The following is a 26,913-nucleotide window of genomic DNA, read 5'->3' as shown; positions in this document are numbered from 1 at the left end:
CCCGATAGGGACAGAGGGGGCACGCACCCTCCACATATGCGCAGTTTATTTTGTTCGCGGAGCCCGCATGCCCCAATCCCTCTTCCTGGTAACCCTCGTCGTTGACGATTACGACCGCGCCAAAGCCTTCTACTGCGATGTCCTCGGCTTCGAGTGCTTGGCTGACGAGGCGCAGTCGGAAGGCAAGCGCTGGGTCGTCGTCAGACCGAAAGGCACCGAGGGCGCCGCGCTGTTGCTCGCCCAGGCCGCCAGCGACAGTCAGCGCGCCGCGATCGGCAACCAGACCGGCGGCCGCGTCGGCTTCTTCCTCAAGACCGATGATTTCGCCGGCGACCATGCCGCGATGAAGGCCAAGGGCGTGCGTTTTCTGGAGGAGCCGCGCCATGAAGTCTATGGCACGGTGGCGGTCTTTGCCGATCCCTACGGCAACACCTGGGACCTGATCCAGCATTCTTCCTGAGACTCCGTCACATAGCCTCTTGATCCCCGTCGATACCGCGTGCATAAGCCGCTCGAAACCAAGGGGCGAGCATTGCTCTCCTAGAGCCGGATGATTTTCGGTCGAAGCGACCGAAAATCATCCGGCTCTAAAATCAAAGAAATAGAGCATGATGTCGTCCGAAAACCGCATACACTTTTCGGCATCATGCTCTAGGCCCTCCACAAGCCTTTTGAGGACGACATGACCGAATTCAAGCCGCTCGTATTCTCCGGCGTTCAGCCCACAGGCAATCTCCATCTCGGTAACTATCTCGGCGCGATCCGCAAGTTCGTGGCCCTGCAGGAAAACAACGATTGCATCTATTGCGTCGTCGATATGCATGCGCTGACGGCCCAGCTCGTCCATGACGATATGCCGAACCAGACGCGTTCGATCACGGCCGCCTTCCTTGCTGCCGGCATCGATCCGGAAAAGCATATCGTCTTCAATCAATCGGCCGTGCCGGGGCACGCCGAGCTTGCCTGGATCTTCAACTGCGTCGCCCGCATCGGCTGGATGAACCGCATGACGCAGTTCAAGGACAAGGCCGGCAAGGACCGCGAGCAGGCCTCGCTCGGCCTTTACGCCTATCCGAGCCTGATGGCCGCCGACATCCTGCTCTATCGCGCCACCCATGTTCCGGTTGGTGACGACCAGAAGCAGCATCTGGAGCTGACCCGCGATATCGCCATGAAGTTCAATCTGGACTACATGGAGCATATACGCCGCACCGGCTACGGCATCGACATCACTGTCGGCGACGAGCCGGTGCATGCCTATTTCCCGATGGTCGAGCCGCTGATCGATGGCCCAGCGCCACGCGTGATGTCGCTGCGTGACGGAACCAAGAAGATGTCGAAATCCGATGCTTCCGACCTCTCGCGCATCAACCTGCTCGACGACGAGGAAAATATTTCGAAGAAGATCCGCAAGGCCAAGACCGATCCGGATGGCTTGCCGAGCGAAATCGCCGGTCTCGCCGGCCGCCCGGAAGCCGACAATCTGGTCGGTATCTATGCGGCTCTTGCCGACAAGTCGAAGGCCGAGGTTCTATCCGAATTCGGCGGCCAGCAGTTTTCGGTCTTCAAGCCGGCGCTGGTCGATCTCGCGGTGCATGTGCTGTCGCCGATCACGATGGAGATGCGCCGCCTGATGGCCGATCCCGGTCACATCGATGCTGTTCTGCGTGATGGCGGCGCCCGCGCTCGCGCCCGCGCCGACGTGACCATGAAGCAGGTTCGCGACATTATCGGCTTTCTCTATTGAAGATGTCGTCATGCAAGCTCCCCGGTTGAAAACGGGGGCTTGCAAAACGTCGCCTTCGGGTGTCAGAATCGCCGCATGGTTTCAAAACGTCTCTCACGGCTGGAAGGCCATCGCCGCAAGTTCATGGCGATCATCGACGGCACGCCCGAATGCCAGCGCGCCGTCCACTATGCTGGCCGACGTGCCAAGAATTCCAATGGCGGCCTCGTATTGCTCTATGTGATTCCCGAGGGCGATTTCCAGCAATGGCTCGGCGTCGAGGAGATCATGCGGGCGGAAGCGCGCGAGGAGGCCGAGGCCGCGACCGCAAAGGCGGCGCAGAGCGTGCGCGAGAATGTCGGCATCGATCCGGAGATCGTCATCCGCGAGGGATCGGCGGCCGAACAGATCAACGCGGCGATCGAGGAAGATCGCGATATTGCGCTCCTCGTGCTTGCCGCCGGTTCGGCCAAGGAAGGTCCAGGCCCGCTCGTTTCATCGATCGCCGGACGCGCGGCAGCCTTTCCGATCCCAGTCACCGTGCTTCCGGACACGCTGAGCAACGAGGAAATCGACGCGCTGAGCTGACCGGCGCATGCCATTTCTTGAGAAACACTCTCTTGATTGAAATGGCCAAAAGGCCTATTTTCTTTTGAAATATTCTAAAGTCGGAACCGGGTGTTTCGCCCGCCGCATGGAGATCAAGATGTTCATTCAGACCGAAGCGACGCCGAACCCCGCGACCCTCAAGTTCCTGCCGGGCAAAGTGGTTATGGAAAGCGGCACGGCCGAGTTCCGCAGCGCCGAGGAAGCCGAAGCTTCGCCGCTCGCCGCCCGCCTCTTCGAAGTTCCTGGCGTAACGGGCGTCTATTTCGGCTACGACTTCATTTCGGTCTCCAAGGAAAATCAGGAATGGCAGCATCTGAAACCCGCCATCCTCGGTTCGATCATGGAGCATTTCATGTCCGGCAAGCCGGTCATGGGAACGTCTTCGGTTTCCTCCGAAGTGCAGGATGCCGGCGGTGAGTTCTTCGACGAGGGCGACGAGGCGATCGTTCTGACGATCAAGGAACTGCTGGATACCCGCGTGCGTCCTGCCGTTGCCCAGGATGGCGGCGACATCACGTTCCGCGGCTTCCGCGACGGCAAGGTCTACCTCAACATGAAGGGATCGTGCTCGGGTTGCCCGTCTTCGACGGCGACGCTGAAGCATGGCGTGCAGAACCTTCTGCGCCATTTCGTCCCGGAAGTGCAGGAAGTCGAAGCCGTTTAACACCCAGGCTTTCGGAAAAGTTGACATGATCGTACTGGCGCTCGACACGGCAGGTGTGGATTGCGCTGCCGCTGTGTATGATAGCGGCAGTGATTCTGTGATGGGGGAGGTCACGGAAACGATCGGACGGGGGCATGCCGAGCATTTGATGCACGTTGTCGACGAGGCGCTGGCAAAGGCCGGTATAGCGCTTTCGGCGGTCGAGCGTGTCGTCGTGACCGTCGGCCCCGGTTCCTTCACCGGCATCCGCATCGGCGTCGCAGCCGCACGCGGTTTTGCACTTTCCCTCAATGTCGCTGCCGTTGGCGTCACGACCCTCGAGGTCATGGCAGCGGCCGCGCGAGAGCAGAATCCGGGCAAGTCGGTTCTGGCTGCCATCGATGCCAAGCGCGAGGAGATCTATCTCCAGAGCTTCGATGCCGATGGCAGTCCGCTGGACGAGGCTCGGGCCGTGACGATCGGCGAGGCGCGGACAATTGCCGGCGCCTTCGACGGCATCGTCACCGGAACGGCCGTCGCCCGGCTGAGCGACGCGCCGCCTGCGGAGCGGCCAGACGCATTTCCGATTGCCATCGTCGCCCGGCTGGGCGCTGGCAAACCTGCCGGCGAAAAGCCGAAGCCGCTTTATCTTCGCGGACCCGATGCCAGACCGCAGGCCGGATACGCAGTTGCCAGGCAGTAGAAATGCTCGAATCCTACCTTACCTTGAAAGCCGAATACGAAATCATCCCAATGGAACTGAAGGACTGCGCCGAAGTGGCGCTCCTGCACGGCGAGCGGTTCTCGCGGGTCTGGGACGAGGCCGAATTTCAGGGGCTCCTTTCGCAGGAAACCACCTTCGGCTTCGTCGCCCGCCAGACCAATGCCATCCTGAAGAAGGCGCTTCCCGGCTTCGTGCTGGCGCGGCATGTGGCGGGCGAGGGTGAAATCCTGACGATCGCCGTCCATGCCAAGCTCGCGCGCTCCGGCCTCGGCTGGAGACTGATGCAGGCGGCCCTTCGCGAGACCCGCAATCGCGGCGGTGAAGCCATGTTCCTGGAGGTTGACGGCGGCAATCAGCCGGCGCTCGGCCTCTATCGCAAGCTCGGCTTCGAAACGGTCGGCGAGCGCAAGGCCTACTATGTCGGTGACGACGGCACCAGATCGACGGCGCTTGTCATGCGCCGCGTTCTTCGCTAGAGCATTTTGCAGCCAGGTGGCATCACTTGGCGTCGCACGAATGCGGCAAGACAAATGGATGGAACGGCAATTCGGCGCTCTATCCCTTGTTACAGTCCAACAGACCGAAGACACAGCAATTGATGGATGATGCCGTAAAATCCCTCGAGGAGCTTTGCGCCGAGCGCGGCATGCGCATGACGGAGCAACGCCGGATCATCGCGCGCATTATCGAGAGTTCCGGGGATCACCCGGATGTCGAAGAGCTCTATCGGCGTTCTGTACAGGTGGATGCGAAAATCTCGATTTCCACCGTGTATCGCACTGTCAAGCTGTTTGAGGATGCCGGCCTTCTTGCCCGCCACGATTTTCGCGATGGACGTTCCCGCTACGAAACGGTGCCGGAAGAGCATCACGACCACCTGATCGACCTGAAGAGCGGTGAGGTGATCGAATTCCATTCGCCGGAGATCGAGGCTTTGCAGGAACGCATTGCCCGCGAACACGGCTTCAAACTCGTCGACCACCGGCTGGAGCTTTACGGCATCCCGCTGAAGAAGGACGAAGGTTGACGTGAAGGCTTTTATGCAGGAGCGAATGATTTGATGACCTGGCTGCGCATCGGCTGTGCCGCCGTGGTCATTTGCGCCGTCAGCGCCGTGATGCTGCCGCTGCAGATCCTTTGCCTGCGCTTCGACTGGAGGCTCCGGCGCTATCTGCCGCGCTACTGGCACCGCATCGTCTGCTACTGGCTTGGGGTGCGCATCCATGTGGTCGGCAGGATGGAGACGAGCCGGCCATTGATGCTGGCCTCCAACCACTCGTCCTGGCTCGACATTCTCGTCCTTTCGGCGGTTGCCGATGTAGCTTTCATCGCAAAATCGGAAGTGCGGGACTGGCCGATCTTCGGCCAGTTCGCGCAATGGCAGAAGAGCGTCTTCGTCGAGCGCGAGCAGAAGCGCAAGACCGGCGAGCAGGTAAACGAGATCGCCGACCGCATGGCCGATGGCGAGATCATGGTTCTGTTTCCGGAAGGGACGACGTCCGACGGCAATCGGCTGCTTGAGGTCAAGTCCTCGCTGTTCGGCGCTGCTGCTGCCGCGCTGCCGAAGGCGCCGGATGCCGTCGTGCATGTCCAGCCGGTCGCAGTCGCCTACACCCGCGTTCATGGCACGCCGATGGGTCGCTATTATCGCCCGCTGACGGCGTGGCCCGGCGACATCGAGCTCGTGCCGCACCTGAAGGGCATTATCCAGTGTGGCGCCATCGATGTCGATGTCTGCTTCGGCGAAGCCGTCGATTATCGCCCCGGCACCAACCGCAAGGAAGTCAGCGCCACCATCGCGCGGCGCATTCGCAATATGCTTGCCAGCCGCCTGCTTGGCCGCGAGATCGCTTGATTTCCAGGTGATTCCAACTTTTTCATTTTCTCCGGCGGCAAAAGCCACTACATAGCGGCCCATGACCAAGGACAGCCTGATCCTCGATGCCCCGGCGGCCGACGCTTCACAGCTCGGTCCCCGCGACGGCTCCAACAGCCGCAAGGTCTTCATCAAGACCTACGGCTGCCAGATGAATGTTTATGATTCCACGCGGATGAGCGATGCGCTCTCCCGCGACGGCTATGAGCCGACCGAGGACATGGAAGAGGCCGACCTCGTCCTGCTGAACACCTGCCACATCCGCGAAAAGGCGGCGGAAAAGGTCTATTCCGCGCTTGGCCGCCTGCGCGAGATGAAGAAGCGAAAGGCTGCCGGCGGCCGCGATATGATGATCGGCGTCACAGGCTGCGTCGCCCAGGCGGAAGGCGAAGAAATCCTGCGCCGCGCGCCGGCCGTCGATGTCGTCATAGGCCCGCAGACCTATCATCGCCTGCCCGACGCGCTTCGCCGCGCCAAGGAAGGTCAGCGCGTCGTCGATACCGAATATGCGATCGAGGACAAGTTCGAGCATCTGCCGATCGCAGAGAAGGCGAAGATTCGCTCCCGCGGCGTCACCGCCTTCCTGACGGTGCAGGAAGGCTGCGACAAGTTCTGCACCTTCTGCGTCGTACCCTACACCCGCGGCTCAGAAGTCTCCCGCCCGGTCGCTCAGATCGTCGAGGAGGCCGAGAAACTTGTGGACGGCGGTGTGCGCGAAATCACCCTGCTCGGCCAGAACGTCAATGCCTGGCATGGCATCGGACCCAAAGGCGAAGCCTGGAGCCTCGGCGATCTCCTCTATCGTTTGGCGGAAATCCCCGGCCTCGCGCGCCTGCGCTACACGACCAGCCACCCGCGCGACATGGACGACCGGCTGATCGCCGCGCATCGCGATCTGCGCACGCTGATGCCCTATCTGCACCTGCCGGTCCAGGCCGGCTCGGATCGTATTCTGAAGGCCATGAACCGTCGGCACACGGCTGCGGAATACCTCGCGCTGATCGAGAAAATCCGGGCCGCACGGCCGGATATCGCGCTTTCCGGTGATTTCATCGTCGGTTTCCCGGGGGAGACAGACCAGGATTTTGAGGATACACTGAGGCTTATCGGGGAGGTGAATTATGCACAGGCCTTCTCGTTCAAATATTCCACGCGGCCGGGCACGCCCGGTGCGGAATTGAAGGATCAGGTGCCCGAAGAGGTCAAGACCGAGCGGCTGGAGCGATTGCAGACATTGCTGTTGAGGCAGCAGCATGCGTTTGCCGAGGCCTGTGTGGGCAAAACAGTGGATATCCTTCTGGAAAAGCCGGGCCGGATGCCGGGCCAGTTGATTGGACGCTCCCCTTGGCTGCAATCTGTGAATGTTGATGCAAAAGCATCGCAAATCGGTGACATTATTAACGTACGAATCACCGGAACGAGCACCAACAGTCTCTTTGCTGAGTTGCTCTAGGTTCCGGCCTACCCAAAGGAGCCGCACCGCTTGAACGGACAGGAATTGGTTTCTTCTTCATCGCGCCAGCCCCGCACCGCGAGCGACGCCAATCACTTCACCCTGACGTTCGAGAATAATCGGTTCGCCAGTGAGCTTTTCGGGCAATTCGACCAGAATTTGAAGCTGCTCGAGGAGCGGCTCGGCATCGATGCGCGCGCCCGCGGCAACTCCGTCGTCATCACAGGCGATGTGCTGGCCACCAATCAGGCGCGCCGCACGCTCGATTACCTCTATGACAAGCTGCAAAAAGGCGGCAATGTGGAGCGTTCCGACGTGGAAGGGGCAATCCGCATGGCGGTTGCCGCCGACGATCAATTGACGCTGCCGACCATGGAGAGAAAAGCCAAGTTGACGATGGCGCAGATTTCGACGCGCAAGAAGACGATCATCGCTCGCACGCCGACCCAGGATGCCTATATGCGGGCGCTGGAGCGTTCCGAGCTCGTCCTCGGCGTCGGGCCTGCCGGTACCGGCAAGACCTATCTTGCCGTTGCCCACGCTGCTCAGCTTCTGGAGCGCGGCGCCGTGGAGAAGATCATCCTGTCGCGCCCGGCCGTCGAGGCCGGTGAGCGTCTCGGCTTCCTGCCTGGCGACATGAAGGAAAAGGTCGATCCCTACCTGCGTCCGCTCTATGATGCGCTCTACGACATGATGCCGGGCGACAAAGTCGAGCGTGCCATCATCGCCGGCGTCATCGAGATCGCTCCGCTCGCCTTCATGCGTGGCCGCACGCTTGCCAACGCTGCCGTCATCCTCGACGAGGCGCAGAACACGACATCCATGCAGATGAAAATGTTCCTGACCCGTCTCGGCGAAAACTCGCGGATGATCGTGACAGGCGATCCGAGCCAGATCGACTTGCCGCGCGGCGTCAAGTCCGGCCTGGTCGAAGCGCTACAGCTGCTGAACGGCGTCGAAGGCATCACCATCGTTCGCTTCAAGGATACGGATGTCGTCCGTCATCCGCTGGTGGCACGCATCGTTCGGGCTTACGATTCCACCTATGCCGCAACGGCCGAGGAAAGCGATTCGCAGATCTGATCTGCGACGCAGAAGCCGATGAGCAAACTCGATATACAGATCAGCGTGGAGGAGGGCGATTGGCCCTCCGAAGAGGAGTTGCAGTCGCTTGCCGAGCGCGTGCTGGGTGAAGCTGCGGCCTATCTCAAGAAACACGAAAAGCAGCCTTTTCCAAGAACGGCGACCGAATTGTCCCTGGTCTTCACCGACGACGCCTCCATCCGTGAGATCAATGCGGAATGGCGCTCGCAGGACAAGGCGACGAACGTCCTTTCCTTTCCGGCTTTTCCGCTGGAGCCCGGCGGCAAGCCCGGCCCGATGCTCGGCGACATCATCATCGCCAGAGAGACCGTGGAGCGGGAGGCCGTCGAGTTCGAAAAGAGTTTTGACGACCATCTGACGCATCTGATGGTGCATGGTTTCTTGCATCTCTTCGGCTACGACCATATGAATAATAGCGAAGCCGAAAGAATGGAGGGGCTGGAGACTCGCATTTTGGCTGGTCTTGGCCTATCTGATCCCTATGCGGGACAAGACCCCATTTGATTTGAACCCTGTCCGATCAGGAACAATGAGCGACTTTACGACAAGACCGGCCCCCGAGGCCAAAGACGGAGCCGATGCAGCCTCCTCCGACGAGGTAGGCAGTAGTAGCAACGGCAAGCGATCCCATTCTTCATTCTGGGCACGCGCCGCGCGCATCCTTCGCCCGGCGCAGGATGCCGCCCGGTTGCGCGAGGATCTCGCCGACGCGCTGATGACCAACGCGGCCGGTGACGACGCCTTCTCCGCGGATGAGCGGGCGATGCTGCACAACATCCTGCGCTTCCGCGAGGTGCGCGTCGAGGATGTCATGGTGCCCCGCGCCGACATCGAGGCCGTCGACCAGAATATCACCATCGGAGAGCTGATGATCCTGTTCGAGGAAAGCGGCCGCTCACGCATGCCCGTCTATGCAGATACGCTGGACGATCCGCGCGGCATGGTGCATATCCGCGATCTGCTCTCCTATGTCGCCAAGCAGGCCCGCAACAAGCGTCGCGCAGGCAGCGCCAAGACGGCCACCGCTGCTGCGACCGGTGCTGCCGCCGAAAAAGCGCCGCGCTCGGCCAAGCCGAATTTCGATCTTTCGCGGGTCGATCTGCAGAAGACGCTGGCGGACGCCGGCATCATCCGCAAGATCCTGTTCGTGCCGCCCTCGATGCTCGCCTCCGATCTCCTGCGCCGCATGCAGGTCAACCGGACGCAGATGGCGCTTGTCATCGACGAATACGGCGGCACGGACGGCCTGGCTTCGCATGAGGACATCGTCGAAATGGTCGTCGGCGACATCGATGACGAACATGATGACGAAGAAGTGATGTTCAAGCGCGTCTCCGAAGACGTCTTCGTCGCCGACGCCCGCGTCGAGCTGGAGGAGATCGCCGCAGCGATCGGTCCGGATTTCGATATCGCCGAGCAGGTGGACGAGGTGGATACGCTTGGCGGCCTGATCTTCTCCGCGCTTGGTCGCATTCCGGTGCGCGGCGAGGTGGTACAGGCGCTTCCGGGCTTCGAGTTTCATATTCTCGATGCCGATCCGCGCCGCATCAAGCGGGTGCGTATCACACGCAAGCGCCATGCCGTTCGCCGCCGGCCGACCGTCAAGTTGGAAGGCGAAGTGGGTTCGCCGGAGCGTGACCTGCCGGCGCCGGAAGCGATTGCCGAGGAAATATCGGCAGAGCGTAACGCAACCAGCCATTAGAGCAATTTCAGGAAAAGTGCGCAGCGCTTTTCCTGAAATTATGCTGCAGATTTAAAGCGTTACAGCGACCCCTCGCGCGCCGCATATGACGCGCGGCGCTATAGTCGGCGCTTCAGCGGGACAAATCGCTGCATTTTTGAAAGACTGCGCCCAATTGATTCGCGATTGGACGGAGCTGGCGCATGGAATGGCTTTCGGGCAGGGTGATCCTCGTCTGGGGTTTCAAACGTGCGTTGCTTACGATCCTAGCCGGTGCCGCCGGCGTGCTGGCATTGCCGCCTTTCGGCTTCTTTGCGGCGATGTTCGTCTCCTTCACGCTGCTGGTCTTGCTGCTGGACGGTGTCGCCGCAGGCCCGGACAGCGGCCTGCTCGGGCGTCTGTGGCCGGCTTTCTTCACCGGCTGGCTGTTCGGCTTCGGCTATTTCGTTGCCGGTCTCTGGTGGCTCGGCCACGCGCTGCTGATCGATGCCGACGAATTCGCCTGGGCCTTGCCGCTCGCAATTCTCGGCCTTCCCGCCTTCCTGGCCGTCTTCTACGGTGTTGCGACCGTGCTTGCCCGCCTCCTGTGGTCCGACGGCATGGGGCGTATCGCGGCACTCGCCTTCGCCTTCGGCATTCTCGAATGGCTGCGCAGCTTCCTCTTCACCGGCTTTCCCTGGAATGCCATCGGTTATGGCGCCATGCCCATTCCGCTGATGATGCAGTCGGCGCATGTGATCGGCGTGCTCGGGGTCAACGTGCTTGCCGTCTTCGTCTTCGCCTCGCCGGCACTGCTCGGCACGCGCCAGGGCAGGGTGCCGGGGATCGGTCTTGCTATCCTCATCGTTTCAGCTCATGTGGGCTACGGCTACTACGCGCTTGGTCTGCCCGAAGCGCCGCTCACCGACGCCAAGACCGCGCCGGTCGTGCGTATCGTACAGCCGTCCATCGATCAGGAAACCAAGATGGACACGGCCGCCGACCGCGCCGCCATCTTCGACAAGCACCTGGCGCTTTCGGTCCAGCCGCCGGCAAACGGCGGCAGGCGACCCGACATCATCGTCTGGCCCGAGACGGCCGTTCCCTTCATCCTGACCGATAACCGCGATGCGCTTGCCCGCATAGCGGATCAGCTCGACGACGACCAGACCCTGATCACCGGCGCCGTCCGCGTCGAAGACATGGGGCCTGGCATCGAGCCGCGCTATTACAATTCGATCTATGTCATCGACGGCAAAGGTCAGATCATTGGCGCCTCCGACAAGACCCATCTCGTGCCCTTCGGCGAATATGTCCCCTTCGAGCATATTCTCAGCTATCTCGGCATCGAGAATGTCGTGGAGCTGCCGGGCGGGTTTTCCGCCGCCGCCAAGCGGCAATTGCTGACGTTGCCGGATGGCATCAAGTTCTATCCGCTGATCTGCTACGAGATCATCTTCCCGAACGAGATGACGTCGGAAATCCGCCAGGTCGATGCCATTCTCAACGTGACCAACGACGGCTGGTTCGGAGATACGCCTGGCCCCTATCAGCATTTCCTGCAGGCAAGGGTGAGAGCGGTGGAGCAGGGGCTGCCGCTGATTCGGAGCGCCAATACAGGTATTTCAGCATTCGTTGATGCACACGGACGTCTGCTTTCTGGTATCGATTATAACCAGCAAGGCTTTATAGATGCTACTCTGGGTGGCGCAACCGTATCGCGCATCGATGATAAGGTCAGAAAAACAAACTTTTGGTTGATCATCGGCGCAGTCGGCATGATTGCTGCGATTTCGCGTATGGGTTTTATTTTTAGGGTGAATTGACCAAAAAACCCTAAAATTGCATAGTGCTAGGCATCCGCCTTTTGAACGTAGACTGGAGGCCTTGGGGGCGTCGGCTGCAACGTGGCGTTATAGGGGTGGAGAAGGGTACCGGGTGGCAGGTCCTGAATTCAACCTATGTTAGGGTAAAATGATGATAGAGAATAAAAAGAAGCCGAACCCCATCGACATTCATGTCGGTAGCCGCATACGCCTCCGCCGCACAATGCTTGGCATGAGCCAGGAAAAGCTCGGCGAAAGCCTCGGAATTACGTTTCAGCAAATTCAGAAATACGAAAAAGGCACCAACCGCGTTGGCGCCAGCCGCCTGCAGAATATCTCAAGCATCCTCAATGTCCCGGTATCCTTCTTTTTCGAAGATGCGCCGGGTGAGCACTCGGCAGCCGCCGGCGGCATGGCCGAGGCATCCAGTTCCAACTACGTCGTCGATTTCCTGTCTTCCTCCGAAGGCCTGCAGCTCAATCGCGCCTTCGTGAAGATTTCCGATGGTAAAGTCCGTCGCAAGGTTGTCGAGCTGGTCAAGGCGCTAGCCGCCGAGGCAGATGCCGAGTAACCCTTTCTCAGCAAGGGCAAACCCGTAAAGTGGAGAGGCGGTCAGTTTGGCCGCCTTTTCGCGTTTCAGGCAAAATTTTATCACCCTGGCGGGGATATAAAGATATATTTATGTCCTTGTGTGGCTTGTTTTTCCAGGCGGAGGCGAATATCAAATGCAGAGATTTGTTCTTTGAGGGGAATCCCGTATGCGCGCGAATTATCTGTTTACGAGTGAGTCTGTTGCCGAAGGTCACCCGGATAAAGTCTGTGACCGCATCTCCGATGAAATCGTCGATCTGGTTTACCGCGAGGCCACAAAAACCGGCGTGAACCCCTGGAGCGTGCGCATAGCCTGCGAGACCCTTGCCACCACCAACCGCGTCGTCATCGCCGGTGAGGTTCGCCTGCCTCCGAGCCTGATGAAGAAGGACAAGGACGGCAACGACGTCATCAATCCTTCCAAGTTCAAGGCCGCCGCGCGCCGAGCCATCAAGGATATCGGCTACGAACAGGACGGCTTCCACTGGAAGAAGGCGCGCATCGACGTGCTCCTGCATTCGCAGTCCGCCGATATCGCCCAGGGCGTCGACAACGCTGCCGACCAGCAGGGTGACGAGGGTGCCGGCGACCAGGGCATCATGTTCGGCTACGCCTGCAAGGAAACGCCTGACCTCATGCCGGCGCCGATCTACTATTCGCACAGGATCCTGCAGCTGCTCGCTGCCGCCCGCAAGAAGGGCGACGGTGAGGTTGCCAAGCTCGGCCCCGATGCCAAGAGCCAGGTGACTGTCCGCTACGTCGACGGCAAGCCGTCCGAAGTGACCTCGATCGTTCTGTCCACCCAGCATCTCGACGAAAGCTGGGACTCGAAGAAGGTTCGCACCGTTGTCGAGCCCTATATCGTCGAAGCCCTCGGCGACCTGAAGATTGCCTCCGATTGCAAGTGGTACATCAACCCCACCGGCAAGTTCGTCATCGGCGGCCCGGACGGCGATGCCGGTCTCACCGGCCGCAAGATCATTGTCGATACCTACGGCGGTGCTGCCCCGCACGGCGGCGGCGCTTTCTCCGGCAAAGACACGACCAAGGTCGACCGTTCGGCTGCCTATGCCGCCCGCTATCTTGCAAAGAACGTCGTTGCCGCCGGTCTTTCCGATCGCTGCACGATCCAGCTGTCCTACGCCATCGGTGTTGCCCAGCCGCTGTCGATCTATGTCGATCTGCACGGCACGGGCAAGGGCGTTACCGAAGATCAGGTCGAAGAGGCCATCCGCAAGAATATGGACCTTTCGCCGACCGGCATCCGCCGTCACCTCGACCTCAACAAGCCGATCTATGCAAAGACCTCGGCCTATGGTCACTTCGGTCGCAAGGCCGGTCGTGACGGTTCCTTCTCCTGGGAGCGTACGGACCTGGTCAAGGCCCTCAAGGAAGCCGTGAAGCTCCGGGAAGCCGCATGATCGATACCGAGCGCCGGTCGCGGGCGACGGAAGCATTCTTCGGCCGGCGCAAGGGTAAGGCCTTGCGCGGCCAGCAGGCCGAAAAGCTGGAAGCATTGCTGCCGCGGTTCATCCTCGACCTTTCCGACCCGGCGCCGCAGCCGCTGAACGATCTCTTCCCGGTGCCGACCGAACATCTGCGCCTGGAGATCGGCTTCGGCGGGGGAGAGCATCTGATCCACAGGGCGCTGGAGCAGCCGAAAGCAGGCTTCATCGGCGTGGAACCCTTCGTCAATTCGATGCAGAAGCTGCTTGCACGTGTCGACGAAGCTGGCGCGCACAATATCCGCGTCTACAATGACGACGCGACGCAGGTGCTGGATTGGCTGCCGGCCGGATGCCTCGATCAGATCGACCTGCTCTATCCGGATCCCTGGCCGAAGAAGAAGCATTGGAAACGCCGCTTCGTCTCGCAGGTGAACCTTGCCCGTTTCCACCGCGTGCTGAAGCCTGGCGCGCTCTTCTGCTTCGCATCGGACATCGACACTTATGTCAACTGGACGCTGCAGCATTGCCATGCGCATGGTGGCTTCGAGTGGACCGCGCGGAATGCCGCCGACTGGCTGACACCCTATGAGGGCTGGCCGAGCACGCGCTATGAAGCCAAAGCGAGGCGCGAGGGGCGCTCGTCTGCCTATCTGACCTTCAAGAAAGTCTGACCGCTCGTTATCAGGGCGAAAATTTGAGATATTGCTGATCGCACCATTCGAAGACCGCCGCGCGAGGCGGTCTGGATCATGCGCACGCGTTGCCATATGGGGCCGGTTCGATGCGGTCCTGGCGGACGGCGGATTTCACCGTCGGGCGACGCTCATGGTCAGTGCAGGCTGACCGTCTTCAGTTCGTCTTCGGCAGCACGATAGAAGGTGCTGGAGCGATTGTCCGTCAAAAGGATCGGCGTGCCGTCGGCACCGAAGAGAGCCCAGAGATCGACATCGGGATCGATATCGGGCGCTTCCGGGAAGCAACGGGATACTTCGGACCAATCCATTTTTCTGATGTAGGCGACCTCACCGGTGCCGATATTGGCAAGTTCGGTTTGGGTCAGGCGGGCGGTGGCTTCTTTCAACAACATGCTCGTACCTCCAGTGTGAGGGACCAACGGCTCAGGAGCATGATGCCGAAATGTGTAAGCGGCTTTTGGCGACATCGTGCTCTAGTTTTTTGATTCTAGAGCTGATTCGCATTTCAGATCGATTCGGCCTGAAATCGTCCGGCTCTAGGCCGTTGTTCTACTGTGAGACCGAAATGTTAATTTTCTTTACTATGCGGTCGGGTTCCGGCCGAATGAGGTCGACGGAGAGCAGGCCGTTCTTCAGCGTGGCGCCGAGCACCTGCATGCCGTCGGCAAGGACGAAGACGCGCTGGAATTGCCTGGCGGCAATGCCGCGATAGAGATAGTCGCGCTCGCCCTGCTCGACCTGGCGCCCCCGGATCAGAAGCTGGTTTTCTTCCGTCGTGACATCGAGCTCGTCTTCGGAAAAGCCGGCGACGGCCAGCGTGATGCGCAGACGCTCCGGCTCGCCGGAAAGACGGTCCGCACGCATCCGTTCGATATTGTAGGGAGGGTAACCGTCGCTGACCTTGGAAATCCGCTCCAGCGTCTTTTCCATGGTGTCGAAGCCCAGAAGCAGTGGGCTGGCAAAGGGAGTCATCCGGCTCATCGTTTCAAGTCCTTGGTATCAAGCGACCGTTCCGGACCTGATCTTCAGCACCCGGTTGGCCATAATATGGGAGTACGCACCTGTGAGTGCAAGCCATCACGTCTTCGCATTTGCGAGATCGGAATCCATGATGCGAAATCGTTTTGCGCCACGGCGAGCGAGTGCTTGACAAAGCCGGACCGGACCCGCGACAAAGCCTCTCGATCTGCACCGGAGGAAAGTTGAAGACATGACCGAACCCAGAAAAATCATCATCGATACCGACCCCGGTCAGGATGACGCCGCAGCGATCTTTCTCGCCTTCGGCAGCCGCGAGGAGATCGATGTGCTCGGCATCACGGCGGTCGCCGGCAACGTGCCGCTACGGCTGACGAGCCGCAATGCCCGCATCGTCTGCGAGCTCTGCGATCGTCGCGACGTCAAGGTATTTGCCGGCGCCGATGCGCCGCTCAAGCGCAAGCTGGTCACGGCCGAGCATGTGCATGGCAAGACCGGCCTCGACGGCCCGGAACTGTCCGAGCCGACCATGGAGCTGCAGCCGGGCCATGCCGTCGATTTCATCGTCGATACGCTGCGCAGGGAACCGGAAGGCGCCGTCACGCTCTGCACGCTCGGCCCGCTGACCAATATCGCAATGGCTTTCCAGAAGGCGCCCGACATCGTCGGCCGCGTACGCGAGCTTGTCATGATGGGCGGCGGCTTCTTCGAAGGCGGCAACATCACGCCGGCGGCCGAGTTCAACATCTATGTCGACCCCGAGGCGGCGGACGTCGTGTTCCGCTCGGGTGTGCCCATCGTCATGATGCCGCTCGACGTCACCCACAAGCTGCTGACGCGCAAGGATCGCGTCGAGCGTATCGCCGCTGTCGGCACTCCACCGGCCAAGGCCATGGTCGAAATGCTGCAGTTCTTCGAGCGCTTCGATATCGAGAAATACGGCTCGGACGGTGGTCCGCTGCATGACCCGACGGTTATCGCTTACCTTCTGAGGCCCGAGCTGTTCAAGGGGCGCGAATGCAATGTCGAGATCGAGGTGACTTCGGAGCTGACCGCCGGCATGACCGTGGTGGACTGGTGGCACGTCACCGACCGTAAGCGCAATGCCAAGGTCATGCGCGACGTTGACGCTGATGGCTTTTTCGCATTGCTGACGGAACGGTTCGCACGCATCTGATCGGGACCCCCATCTGATCGGACCATGCAAAAGGCCGCCGGATCGATCCGGCGGCCTTTTGCGTTTTCATCCGGTCAAGGTCGGCTCAGAACTCTTCCCAATCGTCCCGAGCGAGTGCATTGGCGCCTTGGGTCTGGGCAGCCGCCTTGCGCGCCGGCGCAGCCACAGGTGCCGCAGCCCGGCGCGGAGCTGCCGGCGCACGCATCTGCTGCGCCGTTGCCCGCAATGCGCTGGCATTTTCCTGGACGGCCCGCGCGGTGCGGAAGCGTGCGACGAGCGTCCTGAGCGTCTGGGCCTCCTCGGCAAGCGCCACACTGGAGGCCGTGGTCTCCTCGACCATCGCGGCGTTCTGCTGGGTCACCTGGTCCATCTGGTTCATGGCCGAGTTGATTTCCTTCAACCCGATGGCCTGCTCGCTTGCAGACGCGGAGATCTGGCGGATCAGGCCGTTGATCTCCATCACCTGCTGGGCGATCTTGTGCAAAGCATCGCCCGTGCGGCCGACCAGATCGACGCCTTCCTTGACCTGCCCGGCCGAGGCGTTGATCAGGGTCTTGATCTCCTTGGCGGCATTGGCCGAGCGCTGAGCCAGCTCGCGCACTTCCTGCGCGACGACGGCAAAGCCCTTGCCTGCCTCGCCGGCACGGGCGGCTTCCACGCCGGCGTTCAGCGCCAAGAGGTTGGTCTGGAAAGCGATCTCGTCGATGACGCCGATGATGCGTGACACTTCCTGCGACGATTGCTCGATGCCGTGCATGGAGGCAATGGCTTTCTGGACGATCTCACCGGAACGCTCGGCATCTTCGGAAGCGGCGCTGACGCTGCTTGCCGCCGTGCGGGCGTTCTCGGCGCTGGAATTGACCTGAGCGGTGAGCTGGTTGAGCGCTGCCGCCGTCTCTTCGAGGCTTGCCGCCTGCTGTTCGGTGCGGCGGGCGAGATCCGATGCGCTGTTGCTGATTTCACCGGTGCCGCTGCCGATATTGCCGACGCTGGCATTGACGGTGTGCACGGTCTCCTCGAGGCTCGCCAGCGCGGCATTGAAATCCTGCTTGAGCTGGGCATATTCGCCTGGGAAATCGTCCGTGATCCGCTGGCTGAGATTGCCTTTCGAGAGTTCGGCAAGGTTATGGCCGAGAATGCTCACGATATGGCGTTGCAGCGCAACGCTCTCGCTGCGTTCCGTTTCCGAGCGGCGCCGCTCGCCTTCCGCGGCCAGACGCTGATTGTTGGCTTCGCCTTCCAGGCGTTTGGTATCGGCGAGTGCGAAGCGGAAGCCTTCCAGCGCTTTGGCGACCGAGCCCACTTCGTCCGCGCCGGCCTGACCGGCGACCGGTTCGGCATAGTTGCCGGCGCTGAGGCGGTTGACGCTTGCGACGAGACCCGCAAGCGGCTTCTGCACGAAACCGCGCACGGCGGCGTAGAGAGCGAGCATGACGGCAGCGAGTACGAGGATGCCGGCAACGATCATCATATAGGTCTGATCGCGTACCGGCGCTGCAATGGCGCTGTGCGGCACGTCGATGAGAACGACCCAGGTGGCGTTGAGGCCGGGAACGGCGAAGGGGTAGACGACGCGGTCGAATGCCTCGCCGCTATTGTCCGAGAGGTCCTTCAGGACGCTTGACGAAGAAGAGGTCAAAGCCGACTTGATGATGTCTGCGCCAGTGCCGTTATAGTCCTTCATCAGGAGGTCGGCGGTCGGCGCGACCAGCCACTTGTTATCCTGCGAAACCAGCAGCACGCGGCCGGTGCCGAACGGCTGCAGCTTCTGCAGTTTGGTGGAAAGCGAAGCAAGCGAGATATCGACGCCGGCAACGCCGATCAGCTTTCCGCCTGATACGACAGGATAGGCGATGGAGCTCATGGTCGTCGGGACGTCGGTCCCCTGGGCGAGATAGGGCGGCGTGATTGCGCCCTTGCCGCTGTCGGCGGCAAGCTTCCACCACGCCGCGGTGTAATCATTGTCGAAGGTCGAGAACTGGATGCCGCCATCCTTGGTCTTTGACCAATAGGGCGTAAAGGCGCCCTTGTCGTTGACGCCCTGATCCTTGTTGTTGGCGAGTTCCGTCGTCTTGCCATCGATCGAGCCGAGCTGCTCGCAGAACCAGCTGCCGAAGGCAAAGGCGTTCTGTTCGACATTGGCTTTGAGGATGTTGATGATGCCCTTGCGATCGAAGGTATGACCTTCGTGACCGCGGCCGATAATGGCGGCCATGGAGCGGGCCGCGCTGGCCATTTCGCCGACATTTGCGGCGATCTCATTGGAAATGGATTTGGCCTCGGTATTGGCCTGATCCATCGTCAGCGTTTCGACGCGATCGCGGGTCTGGGAAATCAGCAGAAAGTTGGAAATCAGCAGGACGAGTGCAATCGCCAGCCCGGTGACCAAGATCAGCTTGGCCGCAAGCGACTTCATACGAAAGATGAACATCATTTCCTCGAAAAGCGATGCGCCGGATACACATTATCCGGATGCAAAGTCGGCGCAGGATGGCCCCGTCATGGGGCCGCCGTGAAAATTCCTGCCGCGGCCGGAAGGCTATGCACGCCAGGCCAGAGGAGAATGATATGGAAGCGCAAAAATTTAATTAACTGCGCTTCGCAATGCTTACAGAATTTTAGTCCTAAAGCTTTTCGGCGACTTCGCTGGCAATCGGAATTGATGGCTGTGCGCCCGGCTTCAGGCAGGCAAGCGAGCCGGCGACGGCAGCCCGGCGCAGGCTGGCATGAAAATCCAGGCCTTGATCGAGGCTGGCGGCAAAATAACCGCAGAACGTGTCGCCGGCACCGACCGTATCGACCGGCTCGATGACGAGGCCTTTCGCATGCGAAAGCTCACCGTCGCGGATGGCGACCACACCGTCGCCGCCGAGTGTGACGATCAGCGTCTGTCCGGTTTCGCCATGCAGGCGCACGAGCGCTGCTTCACGCTCAGCCGCCGACATGTTGTCCTGGCCTGCCAGCCTCTCGAATTCGGTCTCGTTGGCGATGACGATATCGGCAAGCCGGCCGAGACGGGCCGCCTCGGGGATCAGCGGAGCGAGATTGAGCACGGTGCGCACGCCCTTTGCCTTGGCGGCGTTCAGCGCGGTTTTGACCGCTGCGACCGGGATTTCGAACTGAAGCATCAGCGTATCGCCCGGGTTCAGTGCGGCCACTGCAGCCGTTGCGTGCTCGGCCGTATTCGTGCCATTGGCGCCGGGAACGACGGCGATCATGTTCTCGCCGTCACCGCCGACCAGGATGAGGGCCGTGCCCGTCGGCTCGGACACCCGCCGGACGGCAGAAAGATCGGTGCCTGCCGCCTGAAGCAGATCCAGCGCGGGCTCCGCAAAACCGTCATTGCCGACCGCCCCGCTGAGGCGGACGGTTGCGCCGGCGCGGCGTGCGGCCAGCGCCTGATTGGCACCCTTGCCGCCGGCGGCCGTGGAAAAACCGTTGCCGGCAACCGTTTCACCCGGCTTCGGCAAACGATCCGTGGTGGCGATGAGGTCCATGTTGATGGAGCCGAAAATAGTGATCATGCAATGTCCTGCCCTGGGTGTTGGTCTCGCATGATCCTACCGTCTTATGTCTTTGCGGATCATGCGCCGATTGGGCGCGACACTGCCGAAGCGATCAGTCTTCGTCAACTACCCTGAGCTTGAGTTGGCTCGTGCGGTTGTCGACAGGCTTGGGCCGTTCTTCCGGCCGCGCCTTGACAGGCTCTTTCGCCGCCTCGAATTCCAGTGCTTCTATCCGTTCGCCGCGCCTTGCGAGCTTGTCGGCCGAGGTGACGATCATGTCGACATCCTTCTGCGCCACGGCGAAATGACCCTGCAGCTTTCGCACCCGTTCGTCCAGGCGTGACAGGTCGTCCATCAGATGAGCCACTTCACTTTGGATCACATGGGCCTGCTCGCGCATACGCTGGTCCTTCAGGACAGCTTGGATGACCTGGATCGACAGCATGAGCAGCGAAGGCGAGACGATGACGATACGGGCGCGCTGGGCCTTCTGCACGATCGCCTCGAAATTCTCGTGGATCTCGGCGAAGATCGACTCGGACGGCACGAAGAGGAAAGCCGTATCCTGCGTCTCGCCGGGGATCAGATATTTTTCCGAAATATCGCGGATATGCAGTTCGAGGTCCCGGCGGAACTGTTGTGCGGCGATCTTGCCCTGTTCGGGACTGGCCGCAGCGCGAATGGCATTCCAGGCCTCTAGCGGAAACTTGGCATCGATGACAAGCGGTGGCGTGCCGTTCGGCATTCGCACGGTACAGTCAGGCCGCGAGCCGTTGGAAAGCGTTGCCTGGAATGCATAGGCACCCATCGGCAGCCCATCGGCGATGATGGTTTCCATACGCGCCTGGCCGAAGGCGCCGCGCGTCTGCTTGTTCGAAAGGATGGCCTGAAGGCCGACGACATCCTTGGCGAGCGTCTGGATATTGGTTTGCGCGGCGTCGATGACGGCGAGCCTTTCCTGCAGGCGGCGCAGATTTTCGTGCGTCGAGCGCGTCTGCTCGCCGATCGTCGCCGTCACCTGTTGCGACATGCCGTCCAGGCGCTGGCCGATGGCCTGATTGAGCTCGGCCTGCCTGGAGCCGAAGACTTCTGCCATTGTGGCAAGCCGTCCCTGCATCTCCGCCTGCGACCGCAGCAGTGCGGCCATCGTGTGCTCGGCGTCGAGTGCGTCATCTTCCGCCCGTGCTCTGCCGCGGGCGAAAAGGACGATCACCGCGATCGCAAGCAGGACGACGAGGCCGGTCAGAACCTGGACCGCGGAAATGGCTTGGCCGAAGAGGATGAAAGACATGAAACCTGGCGCGCTGATGACGTTCTCATCGACACCATAGCAAGTTTGATACGAATATCCAGATCAAAACGTGAACAGAATTTCCGAACCGGTTATGCGGATCTGAATGGCGACCGTTGAAAAAACACCGCTTCACCGCCATCTTGGCGATTCCATCGCACAACAAGATGCGTTATGGGAAACGTCATGACGATCAAGCCACTCATCATTTTGCCCGATCCGCTGCTCCGCCAGGCCTCCAAGTCCGTCGAGCAGATCGATACCGAAATTCAGCGCCTCGCCGACGACATGCTGGAAACCATGTATGACGCGCCGGGCATCGGCCTTGCCGCTATACAGATCGGCGTTCCTCGCCGTCTCCTGGTCATCGACGTTGCTCGCGAAGGCGAAGAGAAAAAGCCGCTCGTTTTCATCAACCCGGAGATCGTCGCGTCTTCGGACGAGCGTTCGGTCTATGAGGAAGGCTGCCTTTCCATTCCGGATTATTATGCCGAAGTGGAGCGCCCCGCGCGCGTCACGGTCAAGCACCTGGACCGCAATGGCAAGGAGCAGTTCACGGAGGCTGATGGCCTGCTGGCGACCTGCGTACAGCACGAGATCGATCACCTGAACGGCGTGCTGTTCATCGACCATATCTCGCGCCTGAAGCGGGAGATGGTGATCAAGAAGTTCACCAAAGCGGCCAAGGCCAAGGTTCTCTGATTCCCAGCCGTTGAAAGATTGGCCTGAAGCGCCTATGATATCATTGATATCAAAGGGAGGCCCGTATGAGTGATCTGTTGCTGCGCGGCATCGACGACAGCTTGAAGAAACAATTGCAGGCAAATGCCAGTAAGCATGGCCGTAGCCTCTCGGATGAAGCAATCGCTCTGCTGCGTCAATCGCTTGGACGCTTGCAGGATGGAAGTAAGTCGGCGGGTCAGCGGTTGAGGGCTGTTCTCGGCGCGGAGAAGCTCAGCGAAGAAGAAATTGAGGCGATCAACGCCTTTCGGAATGTACCGGATCGCGATCCGCCCCATTTCGAATAGTCCTGTGGCTGGCGAATGATCGTTCTGGACACAAATGTCGTATCCGAATTGCAAGGGCGACTATATAGCGAGCACATATTGTCCTGGCTTGATGGCTTCGCTGCCGAGGCCGTCTTCTTAACCGCTATCACAGTCGGCGAGGTCCGTTTCGGGCTGGAACTGTTGGCCGACGGTCGGCGTAAAATGGCGTTGCTTGCGGAGCTGGAGGCGATAGAGACGGAATTTTCCGGTCGTGTTCTGGGATTTTCGAGCAACGCAGCCCATCAATACGGAATTATCTCCGCTCGCCGTCACAAGGTCGGACGAAGGATGGAAACGAAGGATGCGATGATCGCGGCCATCTGCCTTGCGAACGGTGCGACATTGGCGACGCGGAACACAAAAGACTTCGAAGGGCTTGATCTCAAGCTCATAAACCCGTTTGAAAGCGGCTAGCGCTTGACCGATGGCATGTGCAGCCGCTGCTGGGTCATTCCAAATCTGATATCTTAGCCGGATGGATCGCATGTCGCTCAACATCATTTTCATGGGAACGCCCGAATTCTCCGTACCGACATTACGGTCCCTGATCGATGCCGGGCACAAGATTCGTGCCGTTTATACGCAGCCGCCGCGGCCAGGCGGTCGGAGAGGGTTGGATCTGCAGAAATCTCCCGTACATCAGGCGGCCGAATTGCTGGGCCTGCCGGTTTTCACGCCCGTCAACTTCAAGGATCCCGACGAACGCCAGCGCTTTCGCGATCTGCAAGCCGATGTCGCCGTCGTCGTCGCCTATGGCCTCCTGCTGCCGGAAGCGATCCTCACGGGCACGCGCCTTGGCTGCTACAACGGCCATGCCTCGCTGCTGCCGCGCTGGCGCGGTGCTGCCCCAATCCAGCGTGCGATCATGGCCGGCGACGCCAAGACTGGCATGATGGTGATGAAGATGGACAAGGGGCTCGATACCGGCCCGGTCGCGCTGACGCGCGAGGTTGAGATCGGCGGGACCATGACCGCAGGCGAGCTCCATGACAGGCTGATGCTGGTGGGTGCGAAAGCCATGGCCGAGGCGATGAACAAGCTGGAGTATGACGAACTGCCGCTGACCGCACAGCCATCCGAGGGCGTTGTCTATGCCGCCAAGATCGACAAGGGCGAAACGCGTCTCGATTTCGGCAAGCCCGCAGCGGACATTCACAATCACATTCGCGGCCTGTCACCTTTTCCTGGCGCCTGGTTCGAAGCCGAAATCGCCGGCCGTCCGGAGCGCATCAAGGTGCTGGGTTCGGAATTGGCCGAGGGCAATGGAGCGCCCGGCCATGTGCTGACGGATGATCTCGTCATTGCGTGCGCCTCCGGCGCCGTCAGGCTCACGAAGCTGCAGAAGGCCGGCGGCAAGCCGTTGGGGGCGGCCGATTTCCTGCGCGGCACGCCGATCGCGCCGGGCACCGTACTTGCCTCGGAGCAGGATTGATGCCGCGTTACAAAATGACCGTCGAATATGACGGCATCCCCTATGTCGGCTGGCAGCGCCAGGAAAACGGCCCCTCCGTGCAGGGCGCGATCGAAGGCGCCATCCTGTCTTTGACGGGCGAAACCGTTTCGATCCGCGGGGCGGGACGCACCGATTCCGGCGTGCATGCCGTGGGGCAGGTCATGCATGCGGATCTCTCCAAAGAGTGGAAGGTCTATACGCTCCGAAACGCGCTCAATGCCCATTTGAGGCTCGCCGGAGAGCGCGTCGCCATTCTCGATGTCACTGAAGTCGATGCGAGCTTCGACGCGCGCTTTTCGGCCATCCGCCGCCACTATCTCTATCGCATCATCGCCCGCCGTGCGCCGCTTGCATTGGAAGCCGGACGCGCCTGGTGGGTGCCTAAGGATATGGATCACGAAGTCATGCATGCCGCGGCGCAGACCCTTGTGGGACGGCATGATTTCACTACCTTCCGCTCGGCGCATTGCCAGGCGAATAGTCCGGTGCGCACGCTCGACCGGCTGGACGTGACGCGCAGCGGCGAGCTGATCGAGATCCGGGCCACGGCGCAAAGCTTTCTGCACAATCAGATCCGCTCCTTCGCCGGTACGCTGAAGCTTGCCGGCGAGGGCAAATGGACGCCCGACGACGTGCGCGCGGTGCTCGAGGCCAAGGATCGCAAGGCCTGCGGCCCTGTCGCGCCGCCGGATGGGCTCTATTTCATGCAGGTGGATTATCGTGACGGTGCCGGTTTGGCCGGCGGCGAAGAGGAGAATATCGATGACGGTGACGATCTATCATAATCCCGCTTGCGGCACGTCGCGCAACACGCTGGCGATGATCCGCCAATCGGGCGAGGAACCCATTGTCATCGAGTATCTGAAGACACCGCCGAGCCGCGAACGGTTGGCGGAACTCATAGCCGCCATGGGCCTGACGGCGCGCGATCTTCTCCGCCAGAAGGGAACGCCCTATGACGAACTCGGTCTTGGCAATCCGGACCTCGCCGACGATCAGCTGCTTGATCGGATGATCGAGCACCCGATCCTGATCAATCGTCCGATCGTGGTCACGGAAAAGGGCGTGCGCCTCTGCCGCCCCTCCGAACTCGTGCTCGATATCTTGCCGAATCCGGACATCGGTCCCTTTACCAAGGAAGATGGCGAGGTCGTGGTTCGTTAGGAGCAGGTCTCAGCCCGGCGGATAGACGCCGAGGAAGCGCTGCAGGAAATCCGTCAGCAGCAGGTTTGGAATGAGCAGCATCAGCGTCAGCGTGCCGACAAAAAGCGGATGTGTACCGCAGATCATCCTCAGGATGCGCGCCAGCGAAAAGATGATGGCCATGGTCAGCGCCAGGGATAGAAGCGCCGCCAACTCCTTTGAGCCGGGAATAAAGACGGTCATCGCAACGAGGAGTGCGTTCAGATAGTTTGCGGGCACGAAAAGCCAATTTGCGGTAACGACGATCGGCGCGAATTTGTCGCCGAAGCGGAAGGCCAGGAGCAGCACGCCGACGAATATGGGCGGGATCAGCCAATTCGCGGCTTCGACCAGCGCCAGCCTTAGGAAAAACGCCAGGCCGGTCGATGTTTCGGGCGGCATGGCGGTCAGATAGGCCTGCTGCCACCGCAGCCAGAAAATGCCAATCGACGGCAGGCTCCACAAAATCGCCCAGAAGGAGCGCAGCATGCCGCGGTCCGAAATATCCAGATACTGGAAGCCGCGCGCGTCCATGCGTATCAGCAGCCAGAGGCCGGACAGGTAATATTGGACTTCCCTAAAGTTGGGCATTCTCGAACCAGCGCTGGATGAAGGTCTGGTAGATCCCGGTCAGCGTTTCGAGATCGGAGAGCGCTACGCGCTCGTCGACCATATGCATGGTCTGGCCAACAAGCCCGAATTCGACGACCGGGCAGTAGTCCTTGATGAAGCGGGCATCAGACGTGCCGCCGGTGGTCGACAGCGCCGGCCTTTGGCCGGTGACGCTCTCGATGGCGGAGGAAAGTGAGGCGATCAGCGCATTGTTGCGCGTCAGGAATACCTGGCTCGGACGCTCCGACCAGACGATGTCGTATTTTGCGGGCGGGCGCCCAGGGCGCAGCGACTGGTCGGCTGCCGCCGCATCCAGGCGCGCCAGGATTTCGGCCTTCAGCGTATCGGCCGTCCAGGTGTCGTTGAAGCGGATGTTGAAGGCAGCGGCCGCCTTGGCGGGAATGACGTTGGTAGCGGCATTGCCGACATCGACGGTCGTCACTTCGAGGTTCGACGGCTGGAAATTGTCGGTGCCGGCGTCGAAAGGAGGGTCGAGCAGCGCTTCCGTCAGCTTGACGATGCTGCGCACCGGATTGTCGGCGAGGTGTGGATAGGCGGCATGGCCTTGGACGCCATGGGCGGTGATGAAGCCGGAGAGCGAACCGCGGCGGCCGATCTTGATCATGTCGCCGAGGCGGTCGGGGTTGGTCGGTTCGCCGACGAGCGATGCGTCCCATCTCTCGCCGCGCTCCGCCGCCCATTGCAGCAGCTTGACCGTGCCGTTGATTGCCGGTCCTTCCTCGTCGCCGGTGATCAGGAAGGAAATCGAACCGGCCGGCTTGCCGTGCTTTTCGATGTGCCGCGCGACTGCCGCTACGAAGCAGGCAATGCCGCCTTTCATGTCGACCGCGCCCCGGCCGAAAAGCTCGCCATCGGCGATTTCGGCGGCAAAGGGCGGATGGCTCCAGGACGCGGCGTCGCCGACCGGTACGACATCCGTATGGCCGGCAAACATCAGATGCGGCCCATGCGTGCCAAGACGTGCATAGAGGTTTTCGATATCGGGCGTTCCGGGTTCGCTCGCCGTCATGCGCTCGACCTTGAAGCCAAGCGGTGCCAGCATATCGGCAAGCGCAGTCAGCGCACCGCCCTCGGCCGGCGTGACGGAAGCGCAGCGAATGAGGGTCTGCAGATTGGTGACGGGATCGGTAACGGTCATCGGAGGCAACTTATCCGGCGGGAAATGGCAAAGCGATGGCAAAGGATCGGCGATGAGTCGAAAATCTTTGCAGCGATTCCAGCAATCGCACAGGCGTGCTCACCCGGCAAGCATGAGGGAAGCGCGGTATGGCGCCCGCGCTTCCGAATTT

The 26,913-nt window shown here is 60.9% G+C and carries 30 protein-coding genes; 23 read left to right on the top strand and 7 right to left on the bottom strand.

From position 1 onward, the window contains the following. Positions 1 to 67 precede the first annotated feature (67 nt). The 16 genes from Q4Q11_RS06260 to trmB all read left to right on the top strand — a co-directional run bounded on the left by Q4Q11_RS06260 (position 68) and on the right by trmB (position 14,331). Positions 68 to 460, top strand: coding sequence for a VOC family protein (locus tag Q4Q11_RS06260; RefSeq protein ID WP_113213974.1), 393 nt, complete (start codon positions 68 to 70; stop codon positions 458 to 460). A gap of 222 nt (positions 461 to 682) precedes the next feature. Further along, positions 683 to 1,747, top strand: a complete 1,065-nt coding sequence (trpS, locus tag Q4Q11_RS06255; protein ID WP_112506284.1) for a tryptophan--tRNA ligase — start codon at positions 683 to 685, stop codon at positions 1,745 to 1,747. A 75-nt stretch (positions 1,748 to 1,822) separates the two neighbouring features. Next, a complete protein-coding gene (locus Q4Q11_RS06250) occupies positions 1,823 to 2,314 on the top strand; it encodes a universal stress protein (protein ID WP_112506753.1) in 492 nt (163 codons plus the stop codon). 118 nt (positions 2,315 to 2,432) lie between these two features. After that, positions 2,433 to 2,999, top strand: a complete 567-nt coding sequence (locus Q4Q11_RS06245) for a NifU family protein (RefSeq protein WP_112506755.1) — start codon at positions 2,433 to 2,435, stop codon at positions 2,997 to 2,999. 25 nt (positions 3,000 to 3,024) lie between these two features. Beyond that, entirely contained in the window at positions 3,025 to 3,681 is a 657-nt protein-coding gene (gene tsaB, locus Q4Q11_RS06240) for a tRNA (adenosine(37)-N6)-threonylcarbamoyltransferase complex dimerization subunit type 1 TsaB (protein ID WP_113213973.1), read from the top strand. A gap of 2 nt (positions 3,682 to 3,683) precedes the next feature. Beyond that, entirely contained in the window at positions 3,684 to 4,178 is a 495-nt protein-coding gene (locus tag Q4Q11_RS06235; protein WP_112506289.1) for a GNAT family N-acetyltransferase, read from the top strand. Between the two features lie 122 nt (positions 4,179 to 4,300). Then, complete coding sequence (locus Q4Q11_RS06230) at positions 4,301 to 4,729, top strand: Fur family transcriptional regulator (protein ID WP_112506292.1); 429 nt, start codon at positions 4,301 to 4,303, stop codon at positions 4,727 to 4,729. Between the two features lie 30 nt (positions 4,730 to 4,759). Next, positions 4,760 to 5,557 carry a lyso-ornithine lipid O-acyltransferase gene (gene olsA, locus Q4Q11_RS06225; protein WP_113213972.1) on the top strand — a complete coding sequence of 266 codons (798 nt, stop codon included), beginning with the start codon at positions 4,760 to 4,762 and terminating at the stop codon, positions 5,555 to 5,557. Between the two features lie 61 nt (positions 5,558 to 5,618). Beyond that, positions 5,619 to 7,031, top strand: a complete 1,413-nt coding sequence (gene miaB, locus Q4Q11_RS06220) for a tRNA (N6-isopentenyl adenosine(37)-C2)-methylthiotransferase MiaB (RefSeq protein WP_498568946.1) — start codon at positions 5,619 to 5,621, stop codon at positions 7,029 to 7,031. A gap of 30 nt (positions 7,032 to 7,061) precedes the next feature. Beyond that, complete coding sequence (locus Q4Q11_RS06215; RefSeq protein WP_498568945.1) at positions 7,062 to 8,114, top strand: PhoH family protein; 1,053 nt, start codon at positions 7,062 to 7,064, stop codon at positions 8,112 to 8,114. Between the two features lie 18 nt (positions 8,115 to 8,132). Then, on the top strand, positions 8,133 to 8,639 hold the full coding sequence (gene ybeY, locus Q4Q11_RS06210) for an rRNA maturation RNase YbeY (RefSeq protein ID WP_498568944.1): 507 nt from the start codon (positions 8,133 to 8,135) through the stop codon (positions 8,637 to 8,639). Positions 8,640 to 8,664: 25 nt separating this feature from the next. Beyond that, the gene (locus tag Q4Q11_RS06205) at positions 8,665 to 9,837 is read left to right on the top strand and encodes a hemolysin family protein (protein ID WP_498568943.1); all 1,173 of its coding nucleotides are present in this window, start codon (positions 8,665 to 8,667) and stop codon (positions 9,835 to 9,837) included. A gap of 182 nt (positions 9,838 to 10,019) precedes the next feature. Then, positions 10,020 to 11,621 carry an apolipoprotein N-acyltransferase gene (lnt, locus tag Q4Q11_RS06200; protein ID WP_498568942.1) on the top strand — a complete coding sequence of 534 codons (1,602 nt, stop codon included), beginning with the start codon at positions 10,020 to 10,022 and terminating at the stop codon, positions 11,619 to 11,621. Positions 11,622 to 11,772: 151 nt separating this feature from the next. After that, a complete protein-coding gene (locus Q4Q11_RS06195; RefSeq protein ID WP_047628819.1) occupies positions 11,773 to 12,192 on the top strand; it encodes a helix-turn-helix domain-containing protein in 420 nt (139 codons plus the stop codon). A 187-nt stretch (positions 12,193 to 12,379) separates the two neighbouring features. Next, positions 12,380 to 13,633: a methionine adenosyltransferase gene (metK, locus tag Q4Q11_RS06190; RefSeq protein WP_112506310.1), complete on the top strand. Its 1,254-nt coding sequence runs from the start codon at positions 12,380 to 12,382 to the stop codon at positions 13,631 to 13,633. Next, positions 13,630 to 14,331, top strand: a complete 702-nt coding sequence (trmB, locus tag Q4Q11_RS06185; RefSeq protein ID WP_112506313.1) for a tRNA (guanine(46)-N(7))-methyltransferase TrmB — start codon at positions 13,630 to 13,632, stop codon at positions 14,329 to 14,331. The genes metK and trmB overlap by 4 nt, the downstream gene beginning before the upstream one ends. Before the next feature lie 158 nt (positions 14,332 to 14,489). On the opposite strand, the gene Q4Q11_RS06180 is transcribed toward trmB, so the two are convergent. Continuing rightward, on the bottom strand, positions 14,490 to 14,747 hold the full coding sequence (locus tag Q4Q11_RS06180; RefSeq protein WP_112506316.1) for a BQ00720 family protein: 258 nt from the start codon (positions 14,745 to 14,747) through the stop codon (positions 14,490 to 14,492). Between the two features lie 157 nt (positions 14,748 to 14,904). Then, complete coding sequence (locus Q4Q11_RS06175; RefSeq protein WP_498568941.1) at positions 14,905 to 15,336, bottom strand: Hsp20 family protein; 432 nt, start codon at positions 15,334 to 15,336, stop codon at positions 14,905 to 14,907. Between the two features lie 229 nt (positions 15,337 to 15,565). On the opposite strand from Q4Q11_RS06175, the gene Q4Q11_RS06170 reads away from it, so the two are divergent. Further along, on the top strand, positions 15,566 to 16,510 hold the full coding sequence (locus Q4Q11_RS06170) for a nucleoside hydrolase (RefSeq protein WP_112506320.1): 945 nt from the start codon (positions 15,566 to 15,568) through the stop codon (positions 16,508 to 16,510). An 85-nt stretch (positions 16,511 to 16,595) separates the two neighbouring features. Here the strand turns inward: Q4Q11_RS06170 and Q4Q11_RS06165 are convergent, their stop codons facing one another. The 3 genes from Q4Q11_RS06165 to Q4Q11_RS06155 all read right to left on the bottom strand — a co-directional run bounded on the left by Q4Q11_RS06165 (position 16,596) and on the right by Q4Q11_RS06155 (position 21,307). Next, on the bottom strand, positions 16,596 to 18,941 hold the full coding sequence (locus tag Q4Q11_RS06165; RefSeq protein WP_498568940.1) for a methyl-accepting chemotaxis protein: 2,346 nt from the start codon (positions 18,939 to 18,941) through the stop codon (positions 16,596 to 16,598). 193 nt (positions 18,942 to 19,134) lie between these two features. Next, complete coding sequence (locus Q4Q11_RS06160; RefSeq protein ID WP_498568939.1) at positions 19,135 to 20,034, bottom strand: ribokinase; 900 nt, start codon at positions 20,032 to 20,034, stop codon at positions 19,135 to 19,137. 94 nt (positions 20,035 to 20,128) lie between these two features. Continuing rightward, positions 20,129 to 21,307, bottom strand: coding sequence for a DNA recombination protein RmuC (locus tag Q4Q11_RS06155; protein ID WP_498568938.1), 1,179 nt, complete (start codon positions 21,305 to 21,307; stop codon positions 20,129 to 20,131). Between the two features lie 186 nt (positions 21,308 to 21,493). Here Q4Q11_RS06155 and def point away from each other — a divergent pair, with 186 nt between their 5' ends. The 6 genes from def (at position 21,494) to arsC (ending at position 24,973) form a co-directional block, all read left to right on the top strand. Then, the gene (def, locus tag Q4Q11_RS06150; RefSeq protein WP_112506331.1) at positions 21,494 to 22,009 is read left to right on the top strand and encodes a peptide deformylase; all 516 of its coding nucleotides are present in this window, start codon (positions 21,494 to 21,496) and stop codon (positions 22,007 to 22,009) included. A gap of 77 nt (positions 22,010 to 22,086) precedes the next feature. Continuing rightward, positions 22,087 to 22,335, top strand: coding sequence for a FitA-like ribbon-helix-helix domain-containing protein (locus Q4Q11_RS06145; RefSeq protein WP_498568937.1), 249 nt, complete (start codon positions 22,087 to 22,089; stop codon positions 22,333 to 22,335). A 15-nt stretch (positions 22,336 to 22,350) separates the two neighbouring features. Beyond that, the gene (locus tag Q4Q11_RS06140; RefSeq protein ID WP_498568936.1) at positions 22,351 to 22,770 is read left to right on the top strand and encodes a type II toxin-antitoxin system VapC family toxin; all 420 of its coding nucleotides are present in this window, start codon (positions 22,351 to 22,353) and stop codon (positions 22,768 to 22,770) included. A 70-nt stretch (positions 22,771 to 22,840) separates the two neighbouring features. Further along, positions 22,841 to 23,788 (top strand): methionyl-tRNA formyltransferase, encoded by a 948-nt coding sequence (gene fmt / locus Q4Q11_RS06135; RefSeq protein ID WP_112506757.1) that lies wholly within the window; start codon positions 22,841 to 22,843, stop codon positions 23,786 to 23,788. Then, entirely contained in the window at positions 23,788 to 24,594 is an 807-nt protein-coding gene (truA, locus tag Q4Q11_RS06130; protein ID WP_498568935.1) for a tRNA pseudouridine(38-40) synthase TruA, read from the top strand. The genes fmt and truA overlap by 1 nt, the downstream gene beginning before the upstream one ends. Next, entirely contained in the window at positions 24,572 to 24,973 is a 402-nt protein-coding gene (gene arsC / locus Q4Q11_RS06125) for an arsenate reductase (glutaredoxin) (RefSeq protein WP_113337065.1), read from the top strand. The genes truA and arsC overlap by 23 nt, the downstream gene beginning before the upstream one ends. A 9-nt stretch (positions 24,974 to 24,982) precedes the next feature. Here arsC and Q4Q11_RS06120 read toward each other — a convergent pair whose 3' ends face one another. Both Q4Q11_RS06120 and dapE read right to left on the bottom strand, forming a co-directional pair. Next, positions 24,983 to 25,582 (bottom strand): hypothetical protein, encoded by a 600-nt coding sequence (locus tag Q4Q11_RS06120; protein WP_112506342.1) that lies wholly within the window; start codon positions 25,580 to 25,582, stop codon positions 24,983 to 24,985. After that, positions 25,569 to 26,762: a succinyl-diaminopimelate desuccinylase gene (gene dapE / locus Q4Q11_RS06115; protein WP_498568934.1), complete on the bottom strand. Its 1,194-nt coding sequence runs from the start codon at positions 26,760 to 26,762 to the stop codon at positions 25,569 to 25,571. Before dapE ends, Q4Q11_RS06120 begins: the two co-directional genes overlap by 14 nt. Positions 26,763 to 26,913: the final 151 nt, after the last annotated feature.

The organism is Rhizobium sp. UFLA01-1127 (assembly GCF_059803845.1).
This window is presented reverse-complemented; position numbering and strand designations above follow the sequence as displayed.